Here is a 21,156-nt window from a genome sequence, read left to right as displayed (position 1 = left end):
CGTCAGGCTCAGACGCGAGCAGCGGTGACGGCGGCGGAACCCCAAGTGGTTCTCCAGCGGCGCTTGACGTTCATCAGGCCGAACCATGCCAGCACACCGAGCAGAGCGAACAGCCACAGACCCAGCTGATAGTCGCCGGTATTTTGCTTGATCGCACCCAAACCGGCGGCGAGGAGAAATCCGCCGATGCCGCCCGCCATGCCGATCAGGCCGGTCATCACGCCAATTTCTTTACGAAAGCGTTGTGGCACCAGTTGGAACACCGCGCCGTTACCTGCGCCCAGGCCCAGCATGGCGGCGACGAACAGCGCCAGCGCGGCCCATGAGCTCGGCAGGTTGAAACCGACAGCAGCGATGCAGATCGCGGCAACCGCGTACATGCCGGACAAGGTGCGAATGCCGCCGAAGCGGTCTGCCAGCGCGCCACCAAGAGGGCGCATCAGGCTGCCGCCGAACACGCAGGCTGCGGTGTAGTAGCCCGCCGTCACCGGGCTCAGGCCATACTGATCGTTGAAGTAGCCGGGGAGGGCACTGGCCAGACCGATGAAGCCTCCGAACGTAACGCTGTAGAAGAACATGAACCACCAGCTGTCGCGGTCGCCCAAGGCTTTGAAGTAGTCGCCCATCGACTTGGCTTTCGGGCGCTCCGGCGCATTGCGCGCCATCAGCGAGAAGGCAATCAGGGTCAGGACCAGGGGTACGACCGCGAAGCCGAACACATTGCTCCAGCCAAAGCTGGCAGCCAAGACCGGTGCGATCAGGGCGGCGAACACCGTGCCGGAGTTACCTGCACCTGCGATACCCATCGCCTTGCCCTGGTGCTGCGGCGGGTACCATTGCGACGCCAGCGGCAGGGCCACGGCAAACGAGGCACCGGCCATGCCCAGGAACACGCCCAGCAACAACGCTTGCTCATAGCTGTGAATGCCCAGTTGCCAGGCGCAAAGCAGAGCAGCGATGACGATGATCTGGCCGATGATGCCGGCCGTCTTGGGTGACAGCTGATCGGCGAGCATGCCCATCAAAAACCGCAGGAATGCGCCCGCCAGGATCGGGGTGGCGACCATCAGGCCGCGTTGTTGCGTGGTGAGGTGAAGGTCTGTGGCGATCTGCACGGCCAGCGGGCCGAGCAGGTACCAGACCATGAAGCTCAAGTCGAAGTAGAGGAAGGCTGCGAACAGCGTGGGTTTATGGCCGGCTTTCCAGAAGCTTGTATTCATCTAACACCTCATCTGCAGGAAATCGTTGCTGGAGCGGCTGTCGCTCGCACCGTCACGGGTCAGGTCTTGCAGGTGAAGCACCAACCCGGCGCTCCACCCGGCCCGTTTTCTGGGGGCCAAAACGAAAAAACGTCGCAACCCTGTTCGCGCTGTGCGAAAGGGTGTGCGACGTCTTTGTCGAAAGTGGGGCAACCGCCGTTGGCTACCTGTGCAAACTACGTAGCAAAACGTGGGCCATCCGTTAACCCAGCAGCTCACTCATGGCGATAATCTGCTCCGCCACTTGCACCAGCTTCTGCTGCCGGCTCATGGCCTGACGGCGCATGAGCGTGTAGGCCTCGTCCTCGGTGCAACTCTTCATCTTCATCAGCAGGCCTTTGGCGGTTTCGATGCGCTTGCGCTCGGCCAACTGCTGGTCACGCGCCTGAAGCTGCGCGCGCAGGTCCTGATCGCTCTCGAAGCGTGCCATGGCCACGTCGAGAATGGGCTGCAGGCGCTGTGCGTGAATGCCTTCGACAATGTAGGCGCTGACCCCGGACTTGATGGCCTGGCGCATGACGCCGGGGTCGTGCTCATCGGTGAACATCACGATCGGGCGGGGCAGGTCGCGGGTAATCAGCACGACTTGCTCCAGTACGTCCCGTCCCGGCGACTCGGTGTCGATCAGAATCACGTCCGGACGCACCGCCTGCACGCGCTCCGGCAGATCGATGATCAGCCCGGACTCGTCGATCACCTCGAAGCCGGCCTCGCTGAGCGCGGCCTTCAAGCGTCCGACTTTCTTGGGGGTGTCGTTGATCAACAGGATTCGCAGCATGATTGCGTCTCCCTTCAGTGATCGATGGAGGCAGGCACGGTATCGGCCAGCGCGTGCAGTTTGAAACCATGGGCATAACCCACCGGGTCGCTGCCGTCCCAGACCTTGCCGTCGATGAGCTGGCTGCTGCGCATCGCCTGGGCGGGCACGGGGATGTTCAGTGCCTCGGCTGCCTGGCGATAGAGCGCAAGCTGCTGTACCTGCCGGGCGACGTTGAGGTAATCCGGATCCTCGCGCAGCAGGCCCCAGCGGCGGAACTGGGTCATGAACCACATGCCGTCGGAAAGGTAAGGCATGTTCACCTCGCCGTTACGGTGGAAGCTCGCGGCATGGTGATCCTGCCAATCGTTGCCAAGGCCGTCGCTGTACTGGCCCAGCAAACGCCCTTCGATGTCCTCGACGGCGGCGTTCACATAATCGCTGCCGCTGAGCATATGCGCGGTACTGCGTCGATTTTCCGGGCTTTCTTCGATGAATCGGCTGGCCTCCAGCACGGCCATGACCAGGGCGCGCGAGGTATTGGGGTATCGCTGCACGAACTCCAGGCTGCAGCCGAGCACCTTTTCAGGGTGATCCGGCCAGATGGCCTGGGTGGTCGCCAGGGTGAAGCCCAGATTCTGGCTGACGGCGCTGGCGCCCCACGGCTCACCGACACAAAAGCCGTCGATGCGTTGCGCCTTGAGGTGTTCGACCATCTGTGGCGGCGGGACGACCACGCTGTCGACGTCCTGCAAGGGGTGAATCCCCTGACTGGCGAGCCAGTAATACAACCACATGGCGTGATTGCCGGTCGGAAACGTCTGCGCAAAGGTGAGTTTTGTTCCGCTTTGGTGCGTACGACGGTCCAGCGCTTCAGGAGTGGTCACGCTTTGTTCTTGCAGCGCCCGGGAGAGATTGATGCTTTGGCCGTTTTGATTCAGACCCATCAAAACCGCCATGTCCTTCGCGGGCCCGCCAATCCCCAGCTGTGCGGCATACACCAGACCGTAAAGGCTGTGTGCGGCGTGCAGTTCGCCACTGACCAGTTTGTCGCGCAGGCTCGCCCAGGACGGTTGCCGGTGCAAGTTGATGTTCAGACCATACGGTTGAGCAAAGCCCTGCGTCGCGGCGATGATCAGCGAAGCGGCGTCGGTGAGCGCCATGAAGCCCACGTCGATGGTGGTCAGTTCCGGGGCGTCGCTGCCATTGACCCAGGCCAGTGGTGTATCAAGGGTGTCGTTCATGGTTTTCGGTTCCGCCTGAAGACCGACGTGCGCGCAGAGGCTGGCGGTCTTCCATAAAAAACGTCGCCTCATCCTGGCCATAACCGGGACGAAAACGACGCCATTGTCCGATCACTCTCTCCGCCGTTGGAGCGAGTTCGATAACCGACTCAAGCAAGCCATATGCCAGTGAGTCGCCGAGCGTTGAGCAAAGTGCTCGACATGCCTCGCGCTTCACCCCTGCGCGCGTCTATAATCCGCCGCTGACTTCAGCCTCAACGAGCCGCGCCCGCCCATGTATAACCTGGCCCGCCAGTTACTGTTCAAACTTTCCCCGGAAACGTCCCACGATCTGTCCATCGACCTGATCGGCGCGGGCGGTCGTCTGGGGCTCAATGGCCTGCTCACCAAGGCGCCTGTGCGGTTGCCGGTGACGGTCATGGGCTTGCAGTTTCCAAACCCGGTCGGGCTTGCCGCCGGGCTGGACAAGAACGGTGCGGCCATCGACGGGTTCGCTCAGTTGGGTTTCGGTTTCGTTGAAATCGGCACTGTGACGCCGCGTCCGCAGCCGGGCAATCCCAAGCCACGGATTTTCCGTCTGCCCCATGCCGAGGCCATCATCAACCGCATGGGTTTCAACAACCTGGGCGTCGACAACCTGATCAGTCGCGTGCAGGCCGCCCAATACAACGGCGTGCTGGGCATCAATATCGGCAAGAACTTCGACACCCCGGTCGAGCGCGCAGTCGACGACTACCTGATCTGTCTCGACAAGGTTTACACCCACGCCAGCTATATCACCGTCAACGTCAGTTCGCCGAACACCCCAGGCCTGCGTAGCCTGCAATTCGGTGATTCGCTCAAACAGTTGCTCGAAGCGCTGCGTGTGCGCCAGGAAGCCTTGACGCTGGCGCATGGCAAGCGCGTGCCGCTGGCCATCAAGATCGCCCCGGACATGAGCGACGAAGAAACGGTATTGGTCGCCAGCGCGCTGCTGGAGTCGGGCATGGACGCGGTGATTGCCACCAACACCACATTGAGCCGCGTAGGCGTCGAAGGACTGCCACACGGTGACGAGGCGGGCGGTCTGTCGGGTGCGCCCGTGCGGGAGAAAAGCACGCACATCGTCAAGGTGCTGGCCAGTGAGCTGGGCGGCAAGTTGCCGATCATCGCGGCGGGCGGCATTACCGAGGGCAAGCACGCAGCGGAAAAAATCGCAGCGGGGGCAAGTCTGGTGCAGATTTATTCAGGGTTTATCTACAAAGGCCCGGCGCTGATCCGCGAGTCGGTGGACGCCATCGCTGCGATGCCGAAATAGCTTGTGCTGACACGCTTGAATGCCGAAACAAAAAGAGGGGTTCCGACTGGAACCCCTCTTGGGCTTTAGCCCGCCGTCCGGATGGGACGTGCATGGTTAAGGTGAAGCGAATCTAGTTGTCGAATTCCTGAAGAAACCTTAAAAAAGTCGGAATGTCCCTTTGGTAGTTAAGTGTCAGCCGACCGCGTGAAGTTCGTTGAGCCTGTGTATACCCGCAGTGCCGGTCATACCGTCCCAGTTGTCGCCTCGTCCTTCTCGCCAGCCGTTGATCCAGGCTTGACGTACCGACGGTAGAGTAAATGGGCAAAGCTCACGGGATTTACCAGTTACGCCGTATTGATATCCGCGCGAAAAAGCTCTTTCCAACGGATCACGCTTAAGTCTTCTCATAGGGTGTTGCCCTCGTTTGTTGACTGTTATGTCCTTGGAGACCTCGAGTCGAGGTCAGGCAGAAATCTTCTGCCTTTGCAGGCCCGCTGCCGGCGTCGCGGGCCAGATGCTGTCGTCGTTGCGACGACAACCTGAGTTGATTTCTAACCAATGCATGGGACGCTGTGAATGATCGTTTTGTCATAAGAACGTAACCGTTGAGGCATTAAGACCATAAGCAACGAGCAGCTCCAAGGGTGTTTTTTTCGCCAGACGCCCTGATTCGGGGGTCTTCATGAAATTCGCGAGTGGTTCTCATGTACGTCTGATGGCTGATTGACGTCAGATTTAAAACGACGAAGGGTCAGTGATGTGACTTTTTATTACTGGCGTCGTCGGGCTGAATAGTGGTTTTTTAATATCAGAATGTCGGCCCGCCATGCGGGCGGGCATAGCTGCCTCACTGCTGCCTCACTCGAAATGTATCGGTGTGGTGGATCGGCACAATGTGTGTGCCACGCAGGCGTTCTCCATGAAAGGCGCCTGTTTGAATCGGGCTGGACAATGCGTTGTCCAGCCACTCATAGCCAAGGCTCTGGAATACTCATGTCGGACCGTTACGAACTTTTCCTCACCTGTCCCAAAGGCCTCGAAGGCCTGCTCGCTGAGGAAGCCACTGCACTTGGCCTCCAGGAAACCCGCGAACACACATCGACCATCCGCGGCAGCGCCGACATGGAAACCGCCTACCGGCTGTGTTTGTGGTCGCGGCTGGCCAACCGTGTGTTGCTGGTGCTCAAGCGCTTCCCGATGAAGGACGCCGAAGACCTCTATCACGGGGTTCATGACATCGAGTGGGCCGACCATCTGGAGCCCGACGGCACGCTGGCCGTGGAATTCAGTGGCCACGGCTCGGGCATCGACAACACCCATTTCGGCGCCTTGAAGGTCAAAGACGCCATCGTCGACCGTCTGCGCACCTCGGACGGTTTGCGCCCGTCCATCGACAAGCTCAATCCCGACCTGCGCGTTCACCTGCGCCTGGACCGTGGCGAAGCCATCCTTTCCCTGGACCTGTCCGGCCACAGCCTGCACCAGCGTGGTTATCGCTTGCAGCAGGGTGCGGCGCCGTTGAAGGAAAACCTCGCGGCCGCCATCCTCATCCGTTCCGGCTGGCCACGTATCGCGGCCGAAGGCGGTGCACTGGCTGACCCGATGTGCGGCGCAGGCACGTTCCTGGTCGAAGCCGCCATGATCGCCGCCGACATCGCCCCGAACCTGAAGCGCGAGCGTTGGGGCTTTTCGGCCTGGCTGGGGCATGTTCCGGCCCTGTGGCGCAAATTGCACGATGAAGCGCTGGCGCGTGCCGAGGCAGGCCTTGCGAAGACGCCGTCCTGGATCCGTGGCTACGAAGCCGATCCACGGCTGATTCAGCCCGGCCGCAACAACGTCGAGCGCGCGGGCCTGTCGGACTGGATCAAGATTTACCAGGGCGAGGTCGCGACCTTCGAGCCACGTCCAGACCAGAACCAGAAAGGCCTGGTCATCTGTAACCCTCCGTACGGCGAGCGTCTGGGTGATGAGGCAAGCCTGTTGTACCTCTACCAGAACCTCGGCGAGCGCCTGCGTCAGGCATGCCTGAACTGGGAGGCTGCCGTGTTTACCGGCGCCCCGGACCTGGGCAAGCGCATGGGCATCCGCAGCCACAAGCAGTATGCGTTCTGGAACGGTGCGTTGCCCTGCAAGCTTTTGCTGATCAAGGTCCAGCCTGACCAGTTCGTCACGGGCGAGCGGCGTACCCCGGAACAGCGTCAGGCTGAGCGCGAGCAGGCCGCCTACGACCAGACACCGGACGAGCCGCAAGAGCGTCAGTTCAACAAGAACGGCAACCCGATCAAGCCGACACCTGCGCCGGCGCCGGTCATCGAGCAGCCACGCTTGAGCGAAGGCGGGCAAATGTTTGCCAACCGCCTGCAGAAGAACCTCAAGGCAATGAGCAAGTGGGTCAAGCGCGAAGGGATCGACTGCTACCGCGTCTACGATGCGGACATGCCTGAATACGCGATGGCCATCGATCTGTACCACGACTGGGTCCACGTTCAGGAGTACGCGGCACCGAAGTCCATCGACCCGGAAAAGGCCTCGATTCGCATGTTCGACGCACTGGCCGCGATTCCGCAGGCACTGAACATCGACAAGAGCCGCGTGGTGGTCAAGCGCCGTGAGCGCCAGAGCGGTACCAGGCAATACGAGCGTCAGAGCGCGCAGGGCAAGTTCAACGAGGTGAACGAAGGCGGCATCAAGCTGCTGGTCAACCTGACCGACTACCTGGACACCGGTCTGTTCCTCGATCACCGACCCATGCGGATGCGCATTCAGCGCGAAGCGGCGGGCAAGCGTTTCCTTAACCTGTTCTGTTACACCGCCACGGCCAGCGTTCATGCAGCCAAAGGCGGTGCACGCAGCACGACCAGTGTCGATCTGTCGAAAACTTATCTGGACTGGGCACGCCGCAACCTGTCGCTCAATGGTTTCTCGGACAAGAACCGTCTGGAGCAAGGCGATGTCATGGCCTGGCTTGAGTCCAGTCGTGACGAGTACGACCTGATCTTCATCGATCCGCCGACGTTCTCCAACTCCAAGCGCATGGAGGGAGTGTTCGATGTGCAGCGCGATCAGGTGCAGTTGATTGACCTGGCGATGGCGCGTCTGGCCAGCGGCGGGGTGCTGTACTTCTCGAACAACTTCCGCAAGTTCCAGCTGGAAGAGAACCTGGCCGAACGTTATGCCGTCGAGGAGATCACCCAGCAAACCATCGACCCGGATTTCGCCCGTAACGGCAAAGTCCACCGCGCCTGGAAGATCACCGCGCGCTGAACCGTTACCGCCGTGCGCCAAGCGCCAGCCCGCACGGGCCGGCGCTTGGACACGTTATAAGGCGGGCGACACACAGCACTATGCAAACTAATGGCGAATAGCTATAAGTGAATTCTGGCCACGTGTCGCGGCAACACTGTGGCGTCATGAGTTCTGCGTATGTCGTCAAACAAGGCAAGCGCCAAAATCCTTGGCCTCATCAACGAAGACAGCTCCTCATGGGTTGTGGGTACGCTCGTGTTTTCTGCGGGCGCCGTGCTGACAGCCTTTTTGGCTTGGGCCAATGTCGAGTCGTATCAGCGTCAGTTGTATCAGCGGTTCGAACTGTTGGCCGCGGAGCGTATCAGCCGAATTGAGGACCGCCTCGAAGGACAGGTTCGACGCGTGGACAGTCTGCGTCGCTTCTTCGTGTATTCCGACGAGGTGTCGGAAGACGAATTCAACGGATTCACTCATCCTCTGCTCGTGTACACCCAGGTTTATGCGTGGGCGCCGAAAGTGGCTGATGCTGATCGACCATCGTATGAACGTCGCGCGCGCGAAGCTGGTCTGACGGATTATTCCGTGCGAGAGCTCGGCGACGATCAAGCGCTCAAGGTGGCCGGCACACGGCCGTATTACTTCCCGGTCCGGTATGCCCGGAGCCTCGGCACCTCGGCCTTGCCATTGGGCTTCGACGTGAACTCCGAAAGCGTACGACGGGCAACGCTTGAGCGCGCGCTGCAGTCTGGTGAAATGGCGGCTTCGCCCCGGATGGACCTGATGGGGCTGGAAACGGAGAATCGCGAGGGTGTGCTGTTGGTTGCGCCCGTGGTGGCCCGTTCTCATGTCACGGGAGCCGAGGCAGAGCCCTTGCAGGGATTCTTGCTGGCGGTGATCAGCCTGCGCCAGATGATGACCGAAGCATTGCCCCCCACTGACCAGGACAATCTGGCGGTTGGCCTGGAAGACCTCACGTCGGCGCAGGCGCCGGCGCTGTTGTATGAATCGGCGACCAAGCCAGCGATCAGTGATCTGAAACTCACCAAAACGCTGGATTTCGCTGGGCGCAGCTATCGCCTGCAAGTCCGGCCGACCACGGTGTTCATCACCGCCAACCCGTCCGGGAATGACAGCGTGGTGGTTCTCGGCGCGCTGCTCAGTTTCATGCTCAGTGCCTTGCTGTACGCCTTGATCAGCCAGCGTCAGCGCGCCTTGCGTCTGGTGGAGCAGCGCACCGGGCAGTTGCGTCAGCGCGAGCAGCAACTGCGCAGCGCCCACGGACAGCTGCGCAATGTGCTGGACGCCGCGACACAAGTGGCGATCATCGCCACCGATCTGGACGGGGTGATCACTACCTTCAATATCGGCGCCGAACGGATGCTGGGGTACAGCAGTGAAGAGGTGTGCGGGCAACTGACGCTGCGTCAGCTGCACCTGTCGTCCGAGCTGGCCGAGCATGTCTGCGAGCTGAGCCAGCGTTATGGACGTTCGATCAAGACCGGGGAAGCCATGCTTGTGGAGTCGGTCGAGGAGCACGGCCATCAGGCGCATGACTGGACATTGGTGCGCCAGGACGCAAGCCATCTGCGGGTCAACATGCAGGTCAGCCCGGTGCTTGATGAGCACGATCAATGGATCGGCTACCTGGCAGTGTGTCTGGACATCACCGAACGCAAGCGTGTGGAGGAAGAGCTGCGGACCATGTCGGTGACCGACGCGTTGACGGGCGTCTACAACCGGCGATATTTCCAGGAGCGTCTGCAGGCTGAATTGCTGCGCGTCGAGCGGCACGGCGGGATTTTCGCGGTCGTGATGCTCGACATCGATCATTTCAAGTGCATCAACGATCAACTGGGGCACGCGGTGGGTGACCATGTGTTACAGGCGATCTGCAGGCGCCTCTGTCACCGTCTGCGTCGCAGCGATGTGTTCTGCCGCCTCGGGGGCGAGGAGTTCATGGTGCTGTGCCCGGACACCGATGGCAACCAGGCGTTTGCGCTCGCCAGTGAGCTATGGGCGGCGTTGCGCGCGGAACCGGTGGACGGCGTGGGCCGGGTGACCGCCAGTTTCGGGATCGCCAGCTGGCGTAAAGGCGAGGGAGGCGATGCCTTGCTGCTGCGCGCCGATTCGGGTGTCTATGCCGCAAAGATGGGAGGGCGGGACCGGATCGAGCCGGAGTTACTGTGAGCGTTTGATCAGTACCGGGTTGGCGCAATATCGTGTGGGCGCGAATGAACTCGCGCCCACACGATGGCCTCATCGTTGATTAGGCACTCATCGTTGGCGGCAGCTCCATCAGTTTGTCGAGGGTGATCGGCAGGTCGCGGATGCGCTTGCCAGTGGCATGTGACACGGCGTTGGCGACGGCCGCGGCAAGGCCGGTAATGCCGATCTCGCCGATGCCGCGTGCGCCGAACTCATTGAGTTCGTAGTCGGGATAATCGAGCAGGATCACGTCGATTTCCGGCTGGTCTGCGTGCACGGGCACCACGTACTCGGCGTAGTTGTTGTTGACCGGCATGCCGTCGCGCTCGTCGAAATCAGTGGCTTCGAACAGCGCCATCCCGACGCCCATGACGATGGCCCCTTCGACCTGATTGAGCGAGGTCTTGTGGTTGATCACTTTGCCGACGTCGATGGCGCTGACCACCCGCGCGACGCGCAGCCGCGAGATGCCCGGATCCCAGCGGACTTCCACGAAATGCACCCCGAACGAGCGGAACGAATGCTTGCTGGTGTCGTTCATCCCGGTTTTCGCTTCACCGAAGGCGCTCGACTGCTTCTGCGCCTTGAGCACGTCGGCGATGGCAAAGGCTTTCTCGCCGCTTTTCAACTGGCCCTGTTCGAAGCTGATCTGATCGGCCTTGGTCCCTGCAAACACGCCTTTGGGTGCTGCGGAGAAGGCTTTCAGTTGCTCGATGGCCTGACGCGTCGCTTCTGCAATCGCAGGCAACACGCTGGCCGTCGCCCAGGACCCGCCTGACACGGGCGCGGGAGGGAACGAGGAGTTGCCGAGTTCGACCTCGATTTTGTCCAGCGGGATGCCGGTGATGCTGCTGACCACTTGCGCCACGATGGTGTAGGTGCCGGTCCCGATGTCCTGCACGCCGCAGATCGCGTACGCCGTGCCGTCTGCACGCAATGAAACTTGCGCCTCGGCAGGGGTGCGATAGGCGTCCCAGTTACAGGCCGCCATGCCATAGCCGATGATTTCAGTGCCTTCCTTCATCGAACCCGGTTTGGGATTACGCTTGCTCCAGCCGAAGCGCTCGGCCGCCTGGTCGATGCATTCCTGCAAATGGTTACTGGACCATGGCAGGTTCTGGCTCTCGTCACGTTCCGAGACGTTGAGCTTGCGAAACTGCAGCGGGTCCATGCCGATTTTATCGGCCATCTCGTCCATCGCCGATTCCAGGGCGAACAGCCCGGGCGCGGCGCCTGGCGCGCGCATCGAGGTCGGTGTGCCGCGATTGACTTCAATGGTCTTGTGCGTCACCAGTACGTTCGCGCAGCTGTACAGGCTTTTGGTCGAGGTGCCGCAGTTTTCCTTGTACGGGTCGGTGAACGACGTGGTGTTGATCGACTCGTGACGGACCGACACCAGCTGGCCCTTGTCGTCGGTGGCCAGGCGCAGCCGCTGCCGGGTTTCAGGCCGATGCCCGGTGGTGGTGAACATCTGTTGCCGAGGTACGACCAACTGTACCGGGCGATCGAGGACCTTGGCTGCGCCACAGGCCGCGACCGAGTGCGGCCAGATCCATAGCTTGCTGCCAAATCCCGAGCCAATGAACGGCGCGCGAACCTCGACCTTTTCCGGTATCAACCCGAAGATCTTCGCCAGCGAGTTGCGATGCGCGACCACACCCTGAGAGGCCTCGTAGACAATCAGTCGGCCGTCTTCCCAACTGGCGACGGTGGCGTGCATTTCCATCGGGTTATGGGTTTCCACCGGCGTCGAATACGTCGCGTCGATGCTGTGGGCGGCGCTGTCAAAGGCCGATGCCGCATCCCCTCGGGTGTGGTTCGGGCTGCCGTCCTGCAGCGTGCCGGCTTTCAGACCCTGCTCAAGGTTGGCGACGGCGTTGGTCTTGCTGTAGCTGACCTTGATCTTGTAAGCCGCTGCGCGGGCGTGCTCGAAGGTATCGGCCACCACCAGGGCGACGAACTGCCCGGCGTAGTACACCGTGTCGTCCTCGAACGGCAGGCGGCTTTCGTCGGACTTGGCCGCCTTGAGGATCTGCGCGAAGGACATCGGCAGCGCCGAGTTGTGGTACAGCGACGGGAAATTGCCGTGGTGGAAAACCTCCAGCACGCCTGGGGATTTGCGTGCCGCGTCGAGGTCCAGCGCGGTGATCTTGCCGCTGGCGACGGTGCTGAAAACGCCGTAGCCGTAAGCCATGTTTTGCAGGTGGTGGTCGGAGGCGTACATGGCCGCGCCGGTCACCTTGCGCCGCCCGTCAATCCGGCGTGGCGCCGAGCCGATCATGGTTGAGTCCGTCATGTTCGTGTCCTCCCGGTCATGCCGTCAGGGTGCTGAGGTTGCGCACGATCGCCTGTTGCCCAAGGGCAATCTTGTAGGCGTTATGGCGATAGGGTTTGGCGCCTTGCATCGCGATCGCGGCCGCCTTCTCCATGTTTTGCGGCGTGAGGGTCGCACCTTTGAGCGCGCGTTCGGCTTCCATCGCCCGCCAGGGTCTGGTGCCTACGCCGCCCATGGCAATCCGTGCCTCGCGCACGGTGTCGCCATCCATCACCAGAATCACCGCGCTGGACGCCAGGGCAAACTGATACGAGGCCCGGTCACGGAGCTTCAGGTAACCCGATCGGCTCCCGGCCAGCGGTGCCTCCAGCACCACGTGAGTGATCAGTTCGTCGTCCTGCAGGGCATGCTCTTTCCAGGGTGTCGAGCCCGGCAGCAGATGGAAGTCGAGGAAGTCGATGCTGCGTTTGCCTTTGGGACCCTGCACGTCGATGGTTGCGCCGATGGCTGCCATCGCCACGCACATGTCCGACGGATGCGTCGCGATGCACTGGTCGCTGGTGCCGAGGACCGCATGCACGCTGCGGTTATGGCCGTCGATGGCGGCGCAGCCCGAGCCGGGTTGACGTTTGTTGCACGGCGAATAGCCGTCCCGGAAATAATTGCAACGCACCCGCTGCATGACATTGCCCGCCGTGGTCGCCTTGTTGCGCAACTGCGTGGTCGCGCCGGACAGCAGCGCCTGAGACAACACCGGGTAGTGTTCGACAATGTAGGCGTGATGCGCCAGATCGCTGTTAGTCACCAGCGCACCGATGCGCACGCGGCCGTCCTTCTGCACCTCGATCTGCTTGAGGGACAGGTGATTGACGTCGATTACCTGATCGGCTGGCATCACGTCGAGTTTCACCAGATCGAGCAGGGTGGTGCCGCCGGCGAGAAAAAACGCTGTATCGCTTTTCGCGTGGGTCGCGACGGCCTGCTCGACGCTGCCGGCGCGGACGTAATCAAAGGCTCTCATCAGGTCACCTCCTGCAGCTTGATTCTTGCGCTCTGAATCGCCGCCAGAATGTTCTTGTAGGCGCCGCAGCGGCAGATGTTGCCGCTCATGGCCTCGCGAACGCTGTGGTCGTCGCTGCCGATGTTCTTGTCCTGAAGCATGGCCACGGCGCTCATGATCTGGCCGCTGGTGCAGTAACCGCATTGGTAGGCGTCGTGCTCCCAGAAGGCTTCCTGCACCGGGTGCAGTTGTCCGTTTTTCGCGAGGCCTTCAACGGTGGTGATCTCGTCGCCTTCGTGCATGGCTGCGAGCGACAGACACGCGTTGATCGCGGTGCCGTTGACATGAACGGTGCAAGCCCCGCACTGGCCGTGGTCGCAGCCTTTCTTGGTGCCCGTCAGTTGCAAACGGTCACGCAGCACATCCAGCAGCGCGGCGTTGGCGGGGAGATTGAGGGTATGGGCCTGGCCATTGACCTTGAGGGTCATGCGCCGCTCATCCCTGGCCGGTGGGTCGGTGTCGTCGGGCACGGCGGCCTGGGCTTCCAGTGCCTGGGTCCAGATCGGCGCCGTCGCGGCGGCGAGGCTGGAAACACCGATGGATTTGAGAAAGTTTCTGCGCGACGGCACGGTGAAGGCCGTGAGGTCGGATTGCGGCTCATTTTTATCAGGCTGATCGGTCATGGACAGGTTCCTCGTCAGCGTTGAGTCAAGCCTGGCCCCGACGGTGGGCGGGCGCCCAGGCATGTACGGCAGTTGATGCGTCAAGCGACCCACCATAATCAATGAACGGTCTGCGCATTCATTTGAATAAGTACATACGCTTTTGAATGGTTCTCTCTAATCCGCTTTGCACACTTGAACAAGGGCCTGGCGGCTGAAGCGGAACAAGGGGTTGCGGGGCTTGCAGAGCAAGGAGCGCAGGATTAGTGACCTGTGCCGACGAGAATGGTTGCGGAAATTTTGCGCAGGAAAAACACAGGAGGTTACGAAAGGGCCGGGCGGGTCGGCGAACGCCGATCAGCCCTGCGCCTTGGAAGCATCAGGCTGCTGACGCTTCTTCTTTAAGGGTGGCCATGTCGATGACGAAACGGTATTTCACGTCACCCTTGACCATGCGCTCGTAGGCTTCGTTGATGTCCTTCATGTGAATCATCTCGATGTCCGAGACGATCCCGTGTCTGGCGCAGAAATCCAGCATTTCCTGGGTTTCCTTGATGCCGCCGATGAGCGAGCCTGCCAGGCTGCGGCGCTTGAAGATCAGGTTGAACACCGTAGGCGATGGATGGGGATGATCCGGCGCACCGACCAGCGTCATCGTGCCGTCGCGCTTGAGCAGGTTCAGGAACGCATCCAGATCGTGAGGCGCGGCGACGGTGTTGAGGATGAAGTCGAGCTTGTTGGCCTGTTTTGCCATCTCATCCGGGTTTTTGGAGACCACGACTTCGTCGGCGCCCAGGCGCAGGCCGTCTTCACGCTTGTTCGGCGAAGTAGTGAACAGGACTACGTGTGCGCCCATGGCATGCGCGATTTTCACGGCCATGTGACCCAGACCACCGAGCCCGACCACCCCGACTTTCTTGCCCGGGCCGACTTTCCAGTGATGCAGCGGGGAATAGGTAGTGATCCCGGCACACAGCAACGGCGCGACAGCGGCGAGGTTGTCGCTGTGAGAAATCTTCAGAACGAACTTTTCCTTCACCACGATCTTGTCGGAATAGCCACCGAAGGTATTTTCGCCGCCGAACACCGGACCGTTGTACGTGCCGGTGAAGCCGTTTTCGCAGTACTGCTCGTCGCCTTCGGCGCAGGAGGCGCAATGCTGGCAGCTGTCGACCATGCAGCCCACGCCTGCCAGATCACCGACTTTGAACTGTTTGACGTTGGCGCCGACGGCCGTGACCTTGCCGACGATCTCGTGGCCCGGCACCGACGGGTACAAGGTGTTGTTCCATTCATTACGCGCGGTGTGCAGGTCGGAGTGGCAGACGCCACAAAAAAGGATGTCGATCTGCACGTCATCGGCGCCCGGATCACGGCGTTCGATTTGAAAGGGCGCCAGTTTGTCAGTGGGTTTTTGCGCGGCGTAGCTGTAAGTCTTGATCATGTTGTGATCATCTCCAGTTGGGCAAAAAGGACTGTGCCTAGGGGTTCTGAGACCGGGGAAGACGGTCAAAGGTCATTCTCAGACAGCGCGATGTCGGGGACGCTTCACCCGACCGGCGTTTCAGGAAAAACTTTCATTTCAATGCCAGCCTGCCGATAAATACGTCAGAGTCACGTGAAATGTCGTGAAATGCCCATTTTCCGTCGTTTATAGGCAGCAAAAACGAATATGGCGCTTGCAACCATCTGTCAGACCCCATGAAGATAGCCCAGTCCCAGGCTGGCAATGGAGCGCCAATGAATTCCCGTGTCTCGAACCCTACCCAGCGCTCGCCATTAGCCGACGAACAGGCGTCGCGACCGCGCGACGACGGGCTGGAAGATGTGTCTTCGATGATCGACGAAACCACCCTTGAATCGTTATTGCGCGCAGCCAGGCTGGCCGCTCCTGAACTGAGCTGGGCGGCCTACCGCGCTGGACAGCACATGCATCTGATGGGGCAGGGCGATGCGTGGACCGAATGGCCCCGGTTGATTCCCCGGGAAGGCTTCGACGCGTTCTGTCGCGATCACGGGCTGCAGCGCTGGGTAACGGGGCATGGCGAATCGGCGCTGGGCTGGTTGCTGACGCCTGAGCGTGAGTCCGGGAATCCGTTTCTGGTGGCGTTGGCGAGCAAGCTGGGTGCGCGCTTGCAGACCGACGCGCTGGCGCGCGCCCAGGCCACTCAGCGGGTGCTGTACGAAATCACCTACCTGGCGAGTTCGACCCGAGACCGTTCGGCGTTTCTTCAGGGCGTTCATGAACAGCTGTCGACGCTGATCGACGCCGAGAACTTCTATCTGGCGCTGTACGAGAGCCACAGCGGCAAGGTCACGTATCCCTATTACATTGACATCACTGACGTGGACGCACTGGAGGCCGAAACCCAGGAATTTCTCGACCCGGAGCGGCTGTCCATGACCGGGTATGTCCTGACCACCGAGCAACCGCTGTTCGTTGACGCCGCCGGCATCGAGCGGGCCCAGGCGCTGGAGCATTTTCACTGCGTCGGGCATCGTCCCGAGTTCTGGATGGGGGCGCCGCTGAAGAACGCCTCCGACGATGTGTTCGGCATGCTTGCCATGCAGGTCTACGACGTTTCGCGGGTTTACAGCGTTGAGGATCAGGAGCTGTTTCTGGTTGTCGCCCGTCACGTGGCCATGGCGCTGGACCGCATCCTGCACCGCGCTCAGCTTGAAGAAACCGTGGCCCGTCGAACCCTCGAGCTCTCCCGCCTCAACGACGCCTTGCGCAGCGAAGTCGCTGACCGCGAGCGCGCGGAACACTTGCAGAGCGCGCTGTTCCAGATCACCGAGCTGTCCAGTCAGCCGGGCGATATGGCCGACCTGTTCAAAAGCCTGCACGGCATCGTCGGTGAACTGCTGTTTGCCCTGAACTTCTACATCGCGCTGTTCGACGACGCGACGGGCGAGGTGACCTTCCCGTACTACGTCGATGAGCGCCTGACCCGACGTCCCGACCCTCGACGGGGGGAGCGTGGATTCACCGAGTACGTCATCCGCCAGCGCCGTCCGTGCCTGATCGACAGTGCCGAGGCGCGGCGCCTGGAAAACTCGGGTGAGATCACCATCCAGAATGACATCAACCGTTCCTGCTCCTGGCTCGGGATCCCGTTGTTCGAAGGCGGTGTCGTGCGTGGGGTGCTGGCGGTGCAGAGTTATTCGCCACAGGTCAGCTATTCGCTTCGCGATCAGGATTTGCTGACCTTCGTTTCCCGGCACATCGACACCGCGCTGTCACGACGCAGCGCTGCCGAGGCGATTCATACCGCCAATCTGCGGCTTGAAGCCCGAGTGCAAGACCGCACCCGTGAACTGGATTACGCCAACGCCAAGCTGCAGCATGAGAATGCCCACGACTCACTGACCGGCCTGCCCAACCGCAGCCATTTGCAACAGCGTTTGCAGGTGGCGTGGGACAATTTCTGCGACAAGGGGCAGGAACTGGTGGTCATGTTCATCGACCTCGACCGCTTCAAGATGGTCAATGACAGCCTGGGGCACCATTCGGGTGACCTGCTGCTGATTCAGGCCGCCGACCGTCTGCGCAGTTGCATGCGTGACAGCGACCTGTTGGCGCGGCTGGGTGGCGACGAGTTCGCGGTGCTGGCCTATGCGGCGCCGCCCGACATCACGGTCGCGATTGCCGAGCGCATTCTGCTGGCGTTCGACGTGCCGTTTTACATCGATGGGCATGCGGTGTTTTCCTCCTGCAGCATCGGTGTGGTGGGGGCCGATTTACAGTTTCATAAAGAGCCGGCCGATCTGTTGCGCGACGCCGACACGGCGATGTACCGCGTCAAGAACGCCGGGCGCGACAGTTATGCAGTGTTCAACCAGGAAGTGCGCCGCGAGGTGTCCGACCAGATGGAGCAGGAAGGGGCGCTGCGCAATGCGCTCAAGCGCACCGACGAACTGCTGCCGTATTTTCAGCCGATCATCGACGTCGCCACGGGCAAGATTCTCGCGCTGGAAGCGCTCATTCGCTGGCGCCAGTCGGATGGCCGGGTGATTGCACCCGGGCAATTCCTGCCCGCGCTGGAAGGTTTGCGCCTGATCGGCAGACTGGACTTCTACATGCTGCAGCAGGTCGTGGCGATGCTCGCCAAGCCCGCGCATGCGCATTGGCCGACGGTGCACGTGAACTGCTCAAGCTACAGCATCAGCCGGCCTGAGTTCGCCAGTGAGGTGCTGGGTCTGCTCAGTCAGCACGGGGTCGCGCCGTCGCGCATTTGCCTTGAACTGACCGAAGGCGCGCTGGTGGCCGAGCCCGAGTTGGCCCGTCAGGCCATGAAGCATCTGGCCGACAACGGTGTTTCCGTGGTGCTCGACGATTTCGGCGCGGGTTTCTCCTCGCTCAGTTACGTGCATCAGTACCATTTCAGCGGTTTGAAGATCGACAAGTCGTTCACCCTGGAGCTGACCACCAGTTCACGCAGCCGCGCCATCGTCCGCGCCATTGTGCGCATGGCCGAGTCTTTGGGGCTGACCGTGGTCGCCGAAGGGGTCGAGGATGCAGCGACCCTGGAACTGTTGAGGGAGATGGGGGCAGGGCAGGCGCAGGGCTATTATTTCTCGATGCCGGTGCCGCAGGACAAGCTGGACCTCAGTACGCTGCAATAAACCCATCGCCCGGAATTTGCGCGATCAGCGGCCAGCGGTCGTGGATGGCTGAGAACTGCGGTGGCGAAGGTGACGTCACAACATACACGCGTCGGTCTCCCGGCTCGCCGGTCACCACGCATTCCAGCGCCTGCCCATCTTCCACGTCGAACCAGTGCGACACGCGTTCGGCGTCTTTCTCCATGTAGCGGCTGATCAGCCCGAACGCGCGCTGAGGCCGGTACTTCGCCCACGTGCCATTTTCAAGGCTCTCACGTCTTGCCCAGCCGCCTTGCGGTCCGCTGCCGAGTTGTTCCTTACGGCGCCCCCAGGGCAACCATCCCAGATCGGTGCCGTCTTCCAGCATGACCGGGAACGCCGCTTTGGGATTCGGGAAATAGACCCGCACAGGCTCATACGCCCGGTTTTTGTCTTTCGCTTCGATTCCGCCGCACATGAGCCGTCACCTTGTCGGAATGAGGTTCGGCGCCGTTGACCCTGCACGCCATGTTGCGTTAACTGTATATACGTACAGTTTATCAGGCAACCCCACCATGCAATTTGTCATCACCCCTCGACGCAGCAAAGGTGTCGCACTTCAGTCGGTGCCTGCAAAACGCACTGCCGCGATCCTCGGCGATCTGACCATCGCCCACCGCGTGTGCGACGCGCTGAACCGGCACTCCAACGTGGCAAGCCTGCGGCCGGTCTACGGCGCAGGCGCGTTGTTATTGCCAGAACTCTACGACGCCACAGTCTCGGCGATGGCCAGAGAGGGCTTCACACTGAGCGGGATCGAGTTCGACGGTGAGCGCTGGTACGCGCAATCGTGGTGGTGCCGTTCGGCCCAGTGAAACGTACGTCGTTCCATCGTGGGGTTAGAATCTACGCTTCACGACGACGCAGGGCCTGTCTCGGTTCGGGCTTGACGAAACACGCCGTCGTTTACATCCGACCACCGCCAACAGTTTTCAGGACAGATCAGCCCGTGCCGACGGTGGCCTTCTGAGAGGAGGGTCCGTTATGGACGAGGCAAAACTTCACGCGTTCATGGGCTCGCTGGTGTCCGACATGGGCGCCGCCGCGATGCTCGCCAATGTGATGCTGGGCGATGAACTGGGGCTGTATAAGGCGATGGCGGATAGCAAACCGGTGACCCCGCAAGCCCTTGCCGAGAAGACAGGCTGCAATGCCCGGCTGATCCGCGAGTGGCTGAGCGCGCATGTCGCATCCGGCTATATGGAACACTGCGGCGGTGAGTTCGTGTTACCCGAAGAACAGGCGCTGGCGCTGGCCATCGAGGATTCGCCGGTCTACGTGGCAGGCGGCATCATGGTGGTGGCGTCGATGTTCCACGACAAGGACAAGTTGGTCGCCGCCATGCGGGGAGATGGCGGGCTTCCCTGGGGCGATCACCATCCGTGTATGTTCAGCGGCACCGAGCGTTTTTTCAGACCGGGTTACAAGACGTACTTGGTGAGTCAGTGGCTACCGGCGTTGGACGGTGTCGTCGACAAGCTGAAAAAAGGTGCCAGGGTTGCCGACATTGGCTGCGGGCATGGCGCCTCGACGATCGTCATGGCACAGGCCTTTCCGGCATCTCGGTTTGTAGGTTTCGACTATCACGCGCCGTCTGTTTCCACGGCAACTCAGCGCGCAAAGGAGGGCGGCGTCAGTGATCGCGTCAGCTTTGCGCAGGGTGCGGCCAAGGATTTTCCCGGCGAAGCATATGATCTGGTGTGTTACTTCGACTGCCTGCACGACATGGGAGACCCGGTCGGTGCCGCGCGTCATGCGTTCCAGGCCTTGAAGCCGGACGGGACCGTTCTGTTGGTCGAGCCTTATGCGAACGACACGCTGGAGCAGAACATCTCACCGGTAGGTCGCTTGTTTTATGCGGCCTCGACGTTTATCTGCACGCCGAATTCACTGTCGCAAGAGGTGGGGCTCGGCTTGGGTGCGCAGGCGGGAGAGGGGCGCTTGCGCGATGTGTTTGTCGAAGCGGGGTTCAAGTATTTCCGTCGCGCCGCCGAGACACCCTTCAACCTCATACTGGAGGCCCGTAAATAGGAAGGGCGCCTGTGGATTGCCCCCTGGACTGGACGCTTTCCAGTCCAGTACGCCCTTGCTAGACTCCCGCCCATGTCAGACATTCCTGCTAAGAAAACAGAGTTCACGGCCATGCCGACCTACGCCTTCTGCCCGGTGATCACCGCGCTTGAGGTGATCGGGGAGCGGTGGGTCATCCTTATCCTGCGTGATCTGCTGCGCAATCCCACGCGGCGTTTTCAGGACCTGCAGGACTCGCTCAAGGGGTGCGCGCCCAGCACGCTGTCGACGCGGCTCAAAGCGCTTGAAGCTCACGGTTTGATCGAGCGCCGCCTGTATGAACAGCACCCGCCGCGGCTGGAATACCTGCTGACCGCCAAGGGGCGGGAAGTCGGGCCGGTGGTCGCGTCACTGCGTGATTGGGGCTTGCAGCTGCAGGCTGAAAATCCCGATTCACCCTCACGGTCATAACTTCCGAAACAGCAGTTCATCCCTTCTTTCATCCTCCGCGATACAACCGTCTACGCTGATTTTGCAGCACGACGGCATGGTCTGTGACGTACATGGTTTTCCTC

General features: G+C 61.3%; 16 protein-coding genes. 7 read left to right on the top strand and 9 right to left on the bottom strand.

Features of this window, described 5'->3' with window-relative positions; translation table 11 throughout:
* Window positions 1-8: 8 nt before the first annotated feature.
* The 3 genes from ABDX87_RS01695 to ABDX87_RS01685 all read right to left on the bottom strand — a co-directional run bounded on the left by ABDX87_RS01695 (window position 9) and on the right by ABDX87_RS01685 (window position 3,260).
* Complete coding sequence (locus tag ABDX87_RS01695; protein ID WP_346831286.1) at window positions 9-1,220, bottom strand: nitrate/nitrite transporter; 1,212 nt, start codon at window positions 1,218-1,220, stop codon at window positions 9-11.
* A gap of 241 nt (window positions 1,221-1,461) precedes the next feature.
* Complete coding sequence (locus ABDX87_RS01690; protein ID WP_346831285.1) at window positions 1,462-2,037, bottom strand: ANTAR domain-containing response regulator; 576 nt, start codon at window positions 2,035-2,037, stop codon at window positions 1,462-1,464.
* 14 nt (window positions 2,038-2,051) lie between these two features.
* Window positions 2,052-3,260, bottom strand: coding sequence for a CmpA/NrtA family ABC transporter substrate-binding protein (locus ABDX87_RS01685; RefSeq protein ID WP_346831284.1), 1,209 nt, complete (start codon window positions 3,258-3,260; stop codon window positions 2,052-2,054).
* Between the two features lie 274 nt (window positions 3,261-3,534).
* Here ABDX87_RS01685 and ABDX87_RS01680 point away from each other — a divergent pair, with 274 nt between their 5' ends.
* Window positions 3,535-4,557, top strand: coding sequence for a quinone-dependent dihydroorotate dehydrogenase (locus ABDX87_RS01680; protein ID WP_346831283.1), 1,023 nt, complete (start codon window positions 3,535-3,537; stop codon window positions 4,555-4,557).
* A 174-nt stretch (window positions 4,558-4,731) separates the two neighbouring features.
* Here ABDX87_RS01680 and rmf read toward each other — a convergent pair whose 3' ends face one another.
* Window positions 4,732-4,947, bottom strand: a complete 216-nt coding sequence (rmf, locus tag ABDX87_RS01675) for a ribosome modulation factor (protein WP_010223328.1) — start codon at window positions 4,945-4,947, stop codon at window positions 4,732-4,734.
* Window positions 4,948-5,532: 585 nt separating this feature from the next.
* Here rmf and rlmKL point away from each other — a divergent pair.
* Both rlmKL and ABDX87_RS01665 read left to right on the top strand, forming a co-directional pair.
* Window positions 5,533-7,803: a bifunctional 23S rRNA (guanine(2069)-N(7))-methyltransferase RlmK/23S rRNA (guanine(2445)-N(2))-methyltransferase RlmL gene (gene rlmKL / locus ABDX87_RS01670; protein ID WP_346831282.1), complete on the top strand. Its 2,271-nt coding sequence runs from the start codon at window positions 5,533-5,535 to the stop codon at window positions 7,801-7,803.
* A 159-nt stretch (window positions 7,804-7,962) separates the two neighbouring features.
* Entirely contained in the window at window positions 7,963-9,972 is a 2,010-nt protein-coding gene (locus ABDX87_RS01665; protein ID WP_346831281.1) for a diguanylate cyclase, read from the top strand.
* 79 nt (window positions 9,973-10,051) lie between these two features.
* On the opposite strand, the gene ABDX87_RS01660 is transcribed toward ABDX87_RS01665, so the two are convergent.
* The 4 genes from ABDX87_RS01660 to ABDX87_RS01645 all read right to left on the bottom strand — a co-directional run bounded on the left by ABDX87_RS01660 (window position 10,052) and on the right by ABDX87_RS01645 (window position 15,371).
* Entirely contained in the window at window positions 10,052-12,286 is a 2,235-nt protein-coding gene (locus tag ABDX87_RS01660; RefSeq protein ID WP_346831280.1) for a xanthine dehydrogenase family protein molybdopterin-binding subunit, read from the bottom strand.
* 16 nt (window positions 12,287-12,302) lie between these two features.
* Entirely contained in the window at window positions 12,303-13,286 is a 984-nt protein-coding gene (locus ABDX87_RS01655; protein WP_346831279.1) for an FAD binding domain-containing protein, read from the bottom strand.
* Window positions 13,286-13,948, bottom strand: coding sequence for a (2Fe-2S)-binding protein (locus tag ABDX87_RS01650; RefSeq protein WP_346831278.1), 663 nt, complete (start codon window positions 13,946-13,948; stop codon window positions 13,286-13,288). Before ABDX87_RS01650 ends, ABDX87_RS01655 begins: the two co-directional genes overlap by 1 nt.
* Window positions 13,949-14,306: 358 nt before the next feature.
* A complete protein-coding gene (locus ABDX87_RS01645) occupies window positions 14,307-15,371 on the bottom strand; it encodes an NAD(P)-dependent alcohol dehydrogenase (protein WP_346831277.1) in 1,065 nt (354 codons plus the stop codon).
* A gap of 296 nt (window positions 15,372-15,667) precedes the next feature.
* Between ABDX87_RS01645 and ABDX87_RS01640 the strand changes: the two genes are divergently transcribed.
* The gene (locus ABDX87_RS01640) at window positions 15,668-18,553 is read left to right on the top strand and encodes a sensor domain-containing phosphodiesterase (protein WP_346831276.1); all 2,886 of its coding nucleotides are present in this window, start codon (window positions 15,668-15,670) and stop codon (window positions 18,551-18,553) included.
* Here the strand turns inward: ABDX87_RS01640 and ABDX87_RS01635 are convergent.
* On the bottom strand, window positions 18,537-18,989 hold the full coding sequence (locus ABDX87_RS01635) for a hypothetical protein (protein ID WP_346831275.1): 453 nt from the start codon (window positions 18,987-18,989) through the stop codon (window positions 18,537-18,539). The genes ABDX87_RS01640 and ABDX87_RS01635 overlap by 17 nt on opposite strands.
* A gap of 97 nt (window positions 18,990-19,086) precedes the next feature.
* On the opposite strand from ABDX87_RS01635, the gene ABDX87_RS01630 reads away from it, so the two are divergent.
* From ABDX87_RS01630 to ABDX87_RS01620, 3 genes are all read left to right on the top strand, one after another.
* On the top strand, window positions 19,087-19,386 hold the full coding sequence (locus ABDX87_RS01630; protein WP_346831274.1) for a hypothetical protein: 300 nt from the start codon (window positions 19,087-19,089) through the stop codon (window positions 19,384-19,386).
* Between the two features lie 169 nt (window positions 19,387-19,555).
* Window positions 19,556-20,602 (top strand): class I SAM-dependent methyltransferase, encoded by a 1,047-nt coding sequence (locus ABDX87_RS01625; protein ID WP_346831273.1) that lies wholly within the window; start codon window positions 19,556-19,558, stop codon window positions 20,600-20,602.
* A gap of 72 nt (window positions 20,603-20,674) precedes the next feature.
* Window positions 20,675-21,052 carry a winged helix-turn-helix transcriptional regulator gene (locus ABDX87_RS01620; RefSeq protein WP_346831272.1) on the top strand — a complete coding sequence of 126 codons (378 nt, stop codon included), beginning with the start codon at window positions 20,675-20,677 and terminating at the stop codon, window positions 21,050-21,052.
* The last annotated feature ends 104 nt before the right edge of the window (window positions 21,053-21,156 follow it).

It is taken from the genome of Pseudomonas abietaniphila, assembly GCF_039697315.1.
In the GTDB taxonomy this organism is placed as follows: Bacteria; Pseudomonadota; Gammaproteobacteria; order Pseudomonadales; family Pseudomonadaceae; genus Aquipseudomonas; species Aquipseudomonas abietaniphila_B.
Note: the sequence above shows the minus strand (reverse complement) of the source record. Positions and strands in the feature narration are given on the sequence as shown.

Bases quoted from the DNA above. Each gene is read 5' to 3' on its own strand.
- ABDX87_RS01695 (WP_346831286.1), bottom strand. From the start codon at position 1,220: ATGAATACAAGCTTCTGGAAAGCCGGCCATAAACCCACGCTGTTCGCA.
- ABDX87_RS01690 (WP_346831285.1), bottom strand. From the start codon at position 2,037: ATGCTGCGAATCCTGTTGATCAACGACACCCCCAAGAAAGTCGGACGC.
- ABDX87_RS01685 (WP_346831284.1), bottom strand. From the start codon at position 3,260: ATGAACGACACCCTTGATACACCACTGGCCTGGGTCAATGGCAGCGAC.
- ABDX87_RS01680 (WP_346831283.1), top strand. From the start codon at position 3,535: ATGTATAACCTGGCCCGCCAGTTACTGTTCAAACTTTCCCCGGAAACG.
- rmf (WP_010223328.1), bottom strand. From the start codon at position 4,947: ATGAGAAGACTTAAGCGTGATCCGTTGGAAAGAGCTTTTTCGCGCGGA.
- rlmKL (WP_346831282.1), top strand. From the start codon at position 5,533: ATGTCGGACCGTTACGAACTTTTCCTCACCTGTCCCAAAGGCCTCGAA.
- ABDX87_RS01665 (WP_346831281.1), top strand. From the start codon at position 7,963: ATGTCGTCAAACAAGGCAAGCGCCAAAATCCTTGGCCTCATCAACGAA.
- ABDX87_RS01660 (WP_346831280.1), bottom strand. From the start codon at position 12,286: ATGACGGACTCAACCATGATCGGCTCGGCGCCACGCCGGATTGACGGG.
- ABDX87_RS01655 (WP_346831279.1), bottom strand. From the start codon at position 13,286: ATGAGAGCCTTTGATTACGTCCGCGCCGGCAGCGTCGAGCAGGCCGTC.
- ABDX87_RS01650 (WP_346831278.1), bottom strand. From the start codon at position 13,948: ATGACCGATCAGCCTGATAAAAATGAGCCGCAATCCGACCTCACGGCC.
- ABDX87_RS01645 (WP_346831277.1), bottom strand. From the start codon at position 15,371: ATGATCAAGACTTACAGCTACGCCGCGCAAAAACCCACTGACAAACTG.
- ABDX87_RS01640 (WP_346831276.1), top strand. From the start codon at position 15,668: ATGAATTCCCGTGTCTCGAACCCTACCCAGCGCTCGCCATTAGCCGAC.
- ABDX87_RS01635 (WP_346831275.1), bottom strand. From the start codon at position 18,989: ATGTGCGGCGGAATCGAAGCGAAAGACAAAAACCGGGCGTATGAGCCT.
- ABDX87_RS01630 (WP_346831274.1), top strand. From the start codon at position 19,087: ATGCAATTTGTCATCACCCCTCGACGCAGCAAAGGTGTCGCACTTCAG.
- ABDX87_RS01625 (WP_346831273.1), top strand. From the start codon at position 19,556: ATGGACGAGGCAAAACTTCACGCGTTCATGGGCTCGCTGGTGTCCGAC.
- ABDX87_RS01620 (WP_346831272.1), top strand. From the start codon at position 20,675: ATGTCAGACATTCCTGCTAAGAAAACAGAGTTCACGGCCATGCCGACC.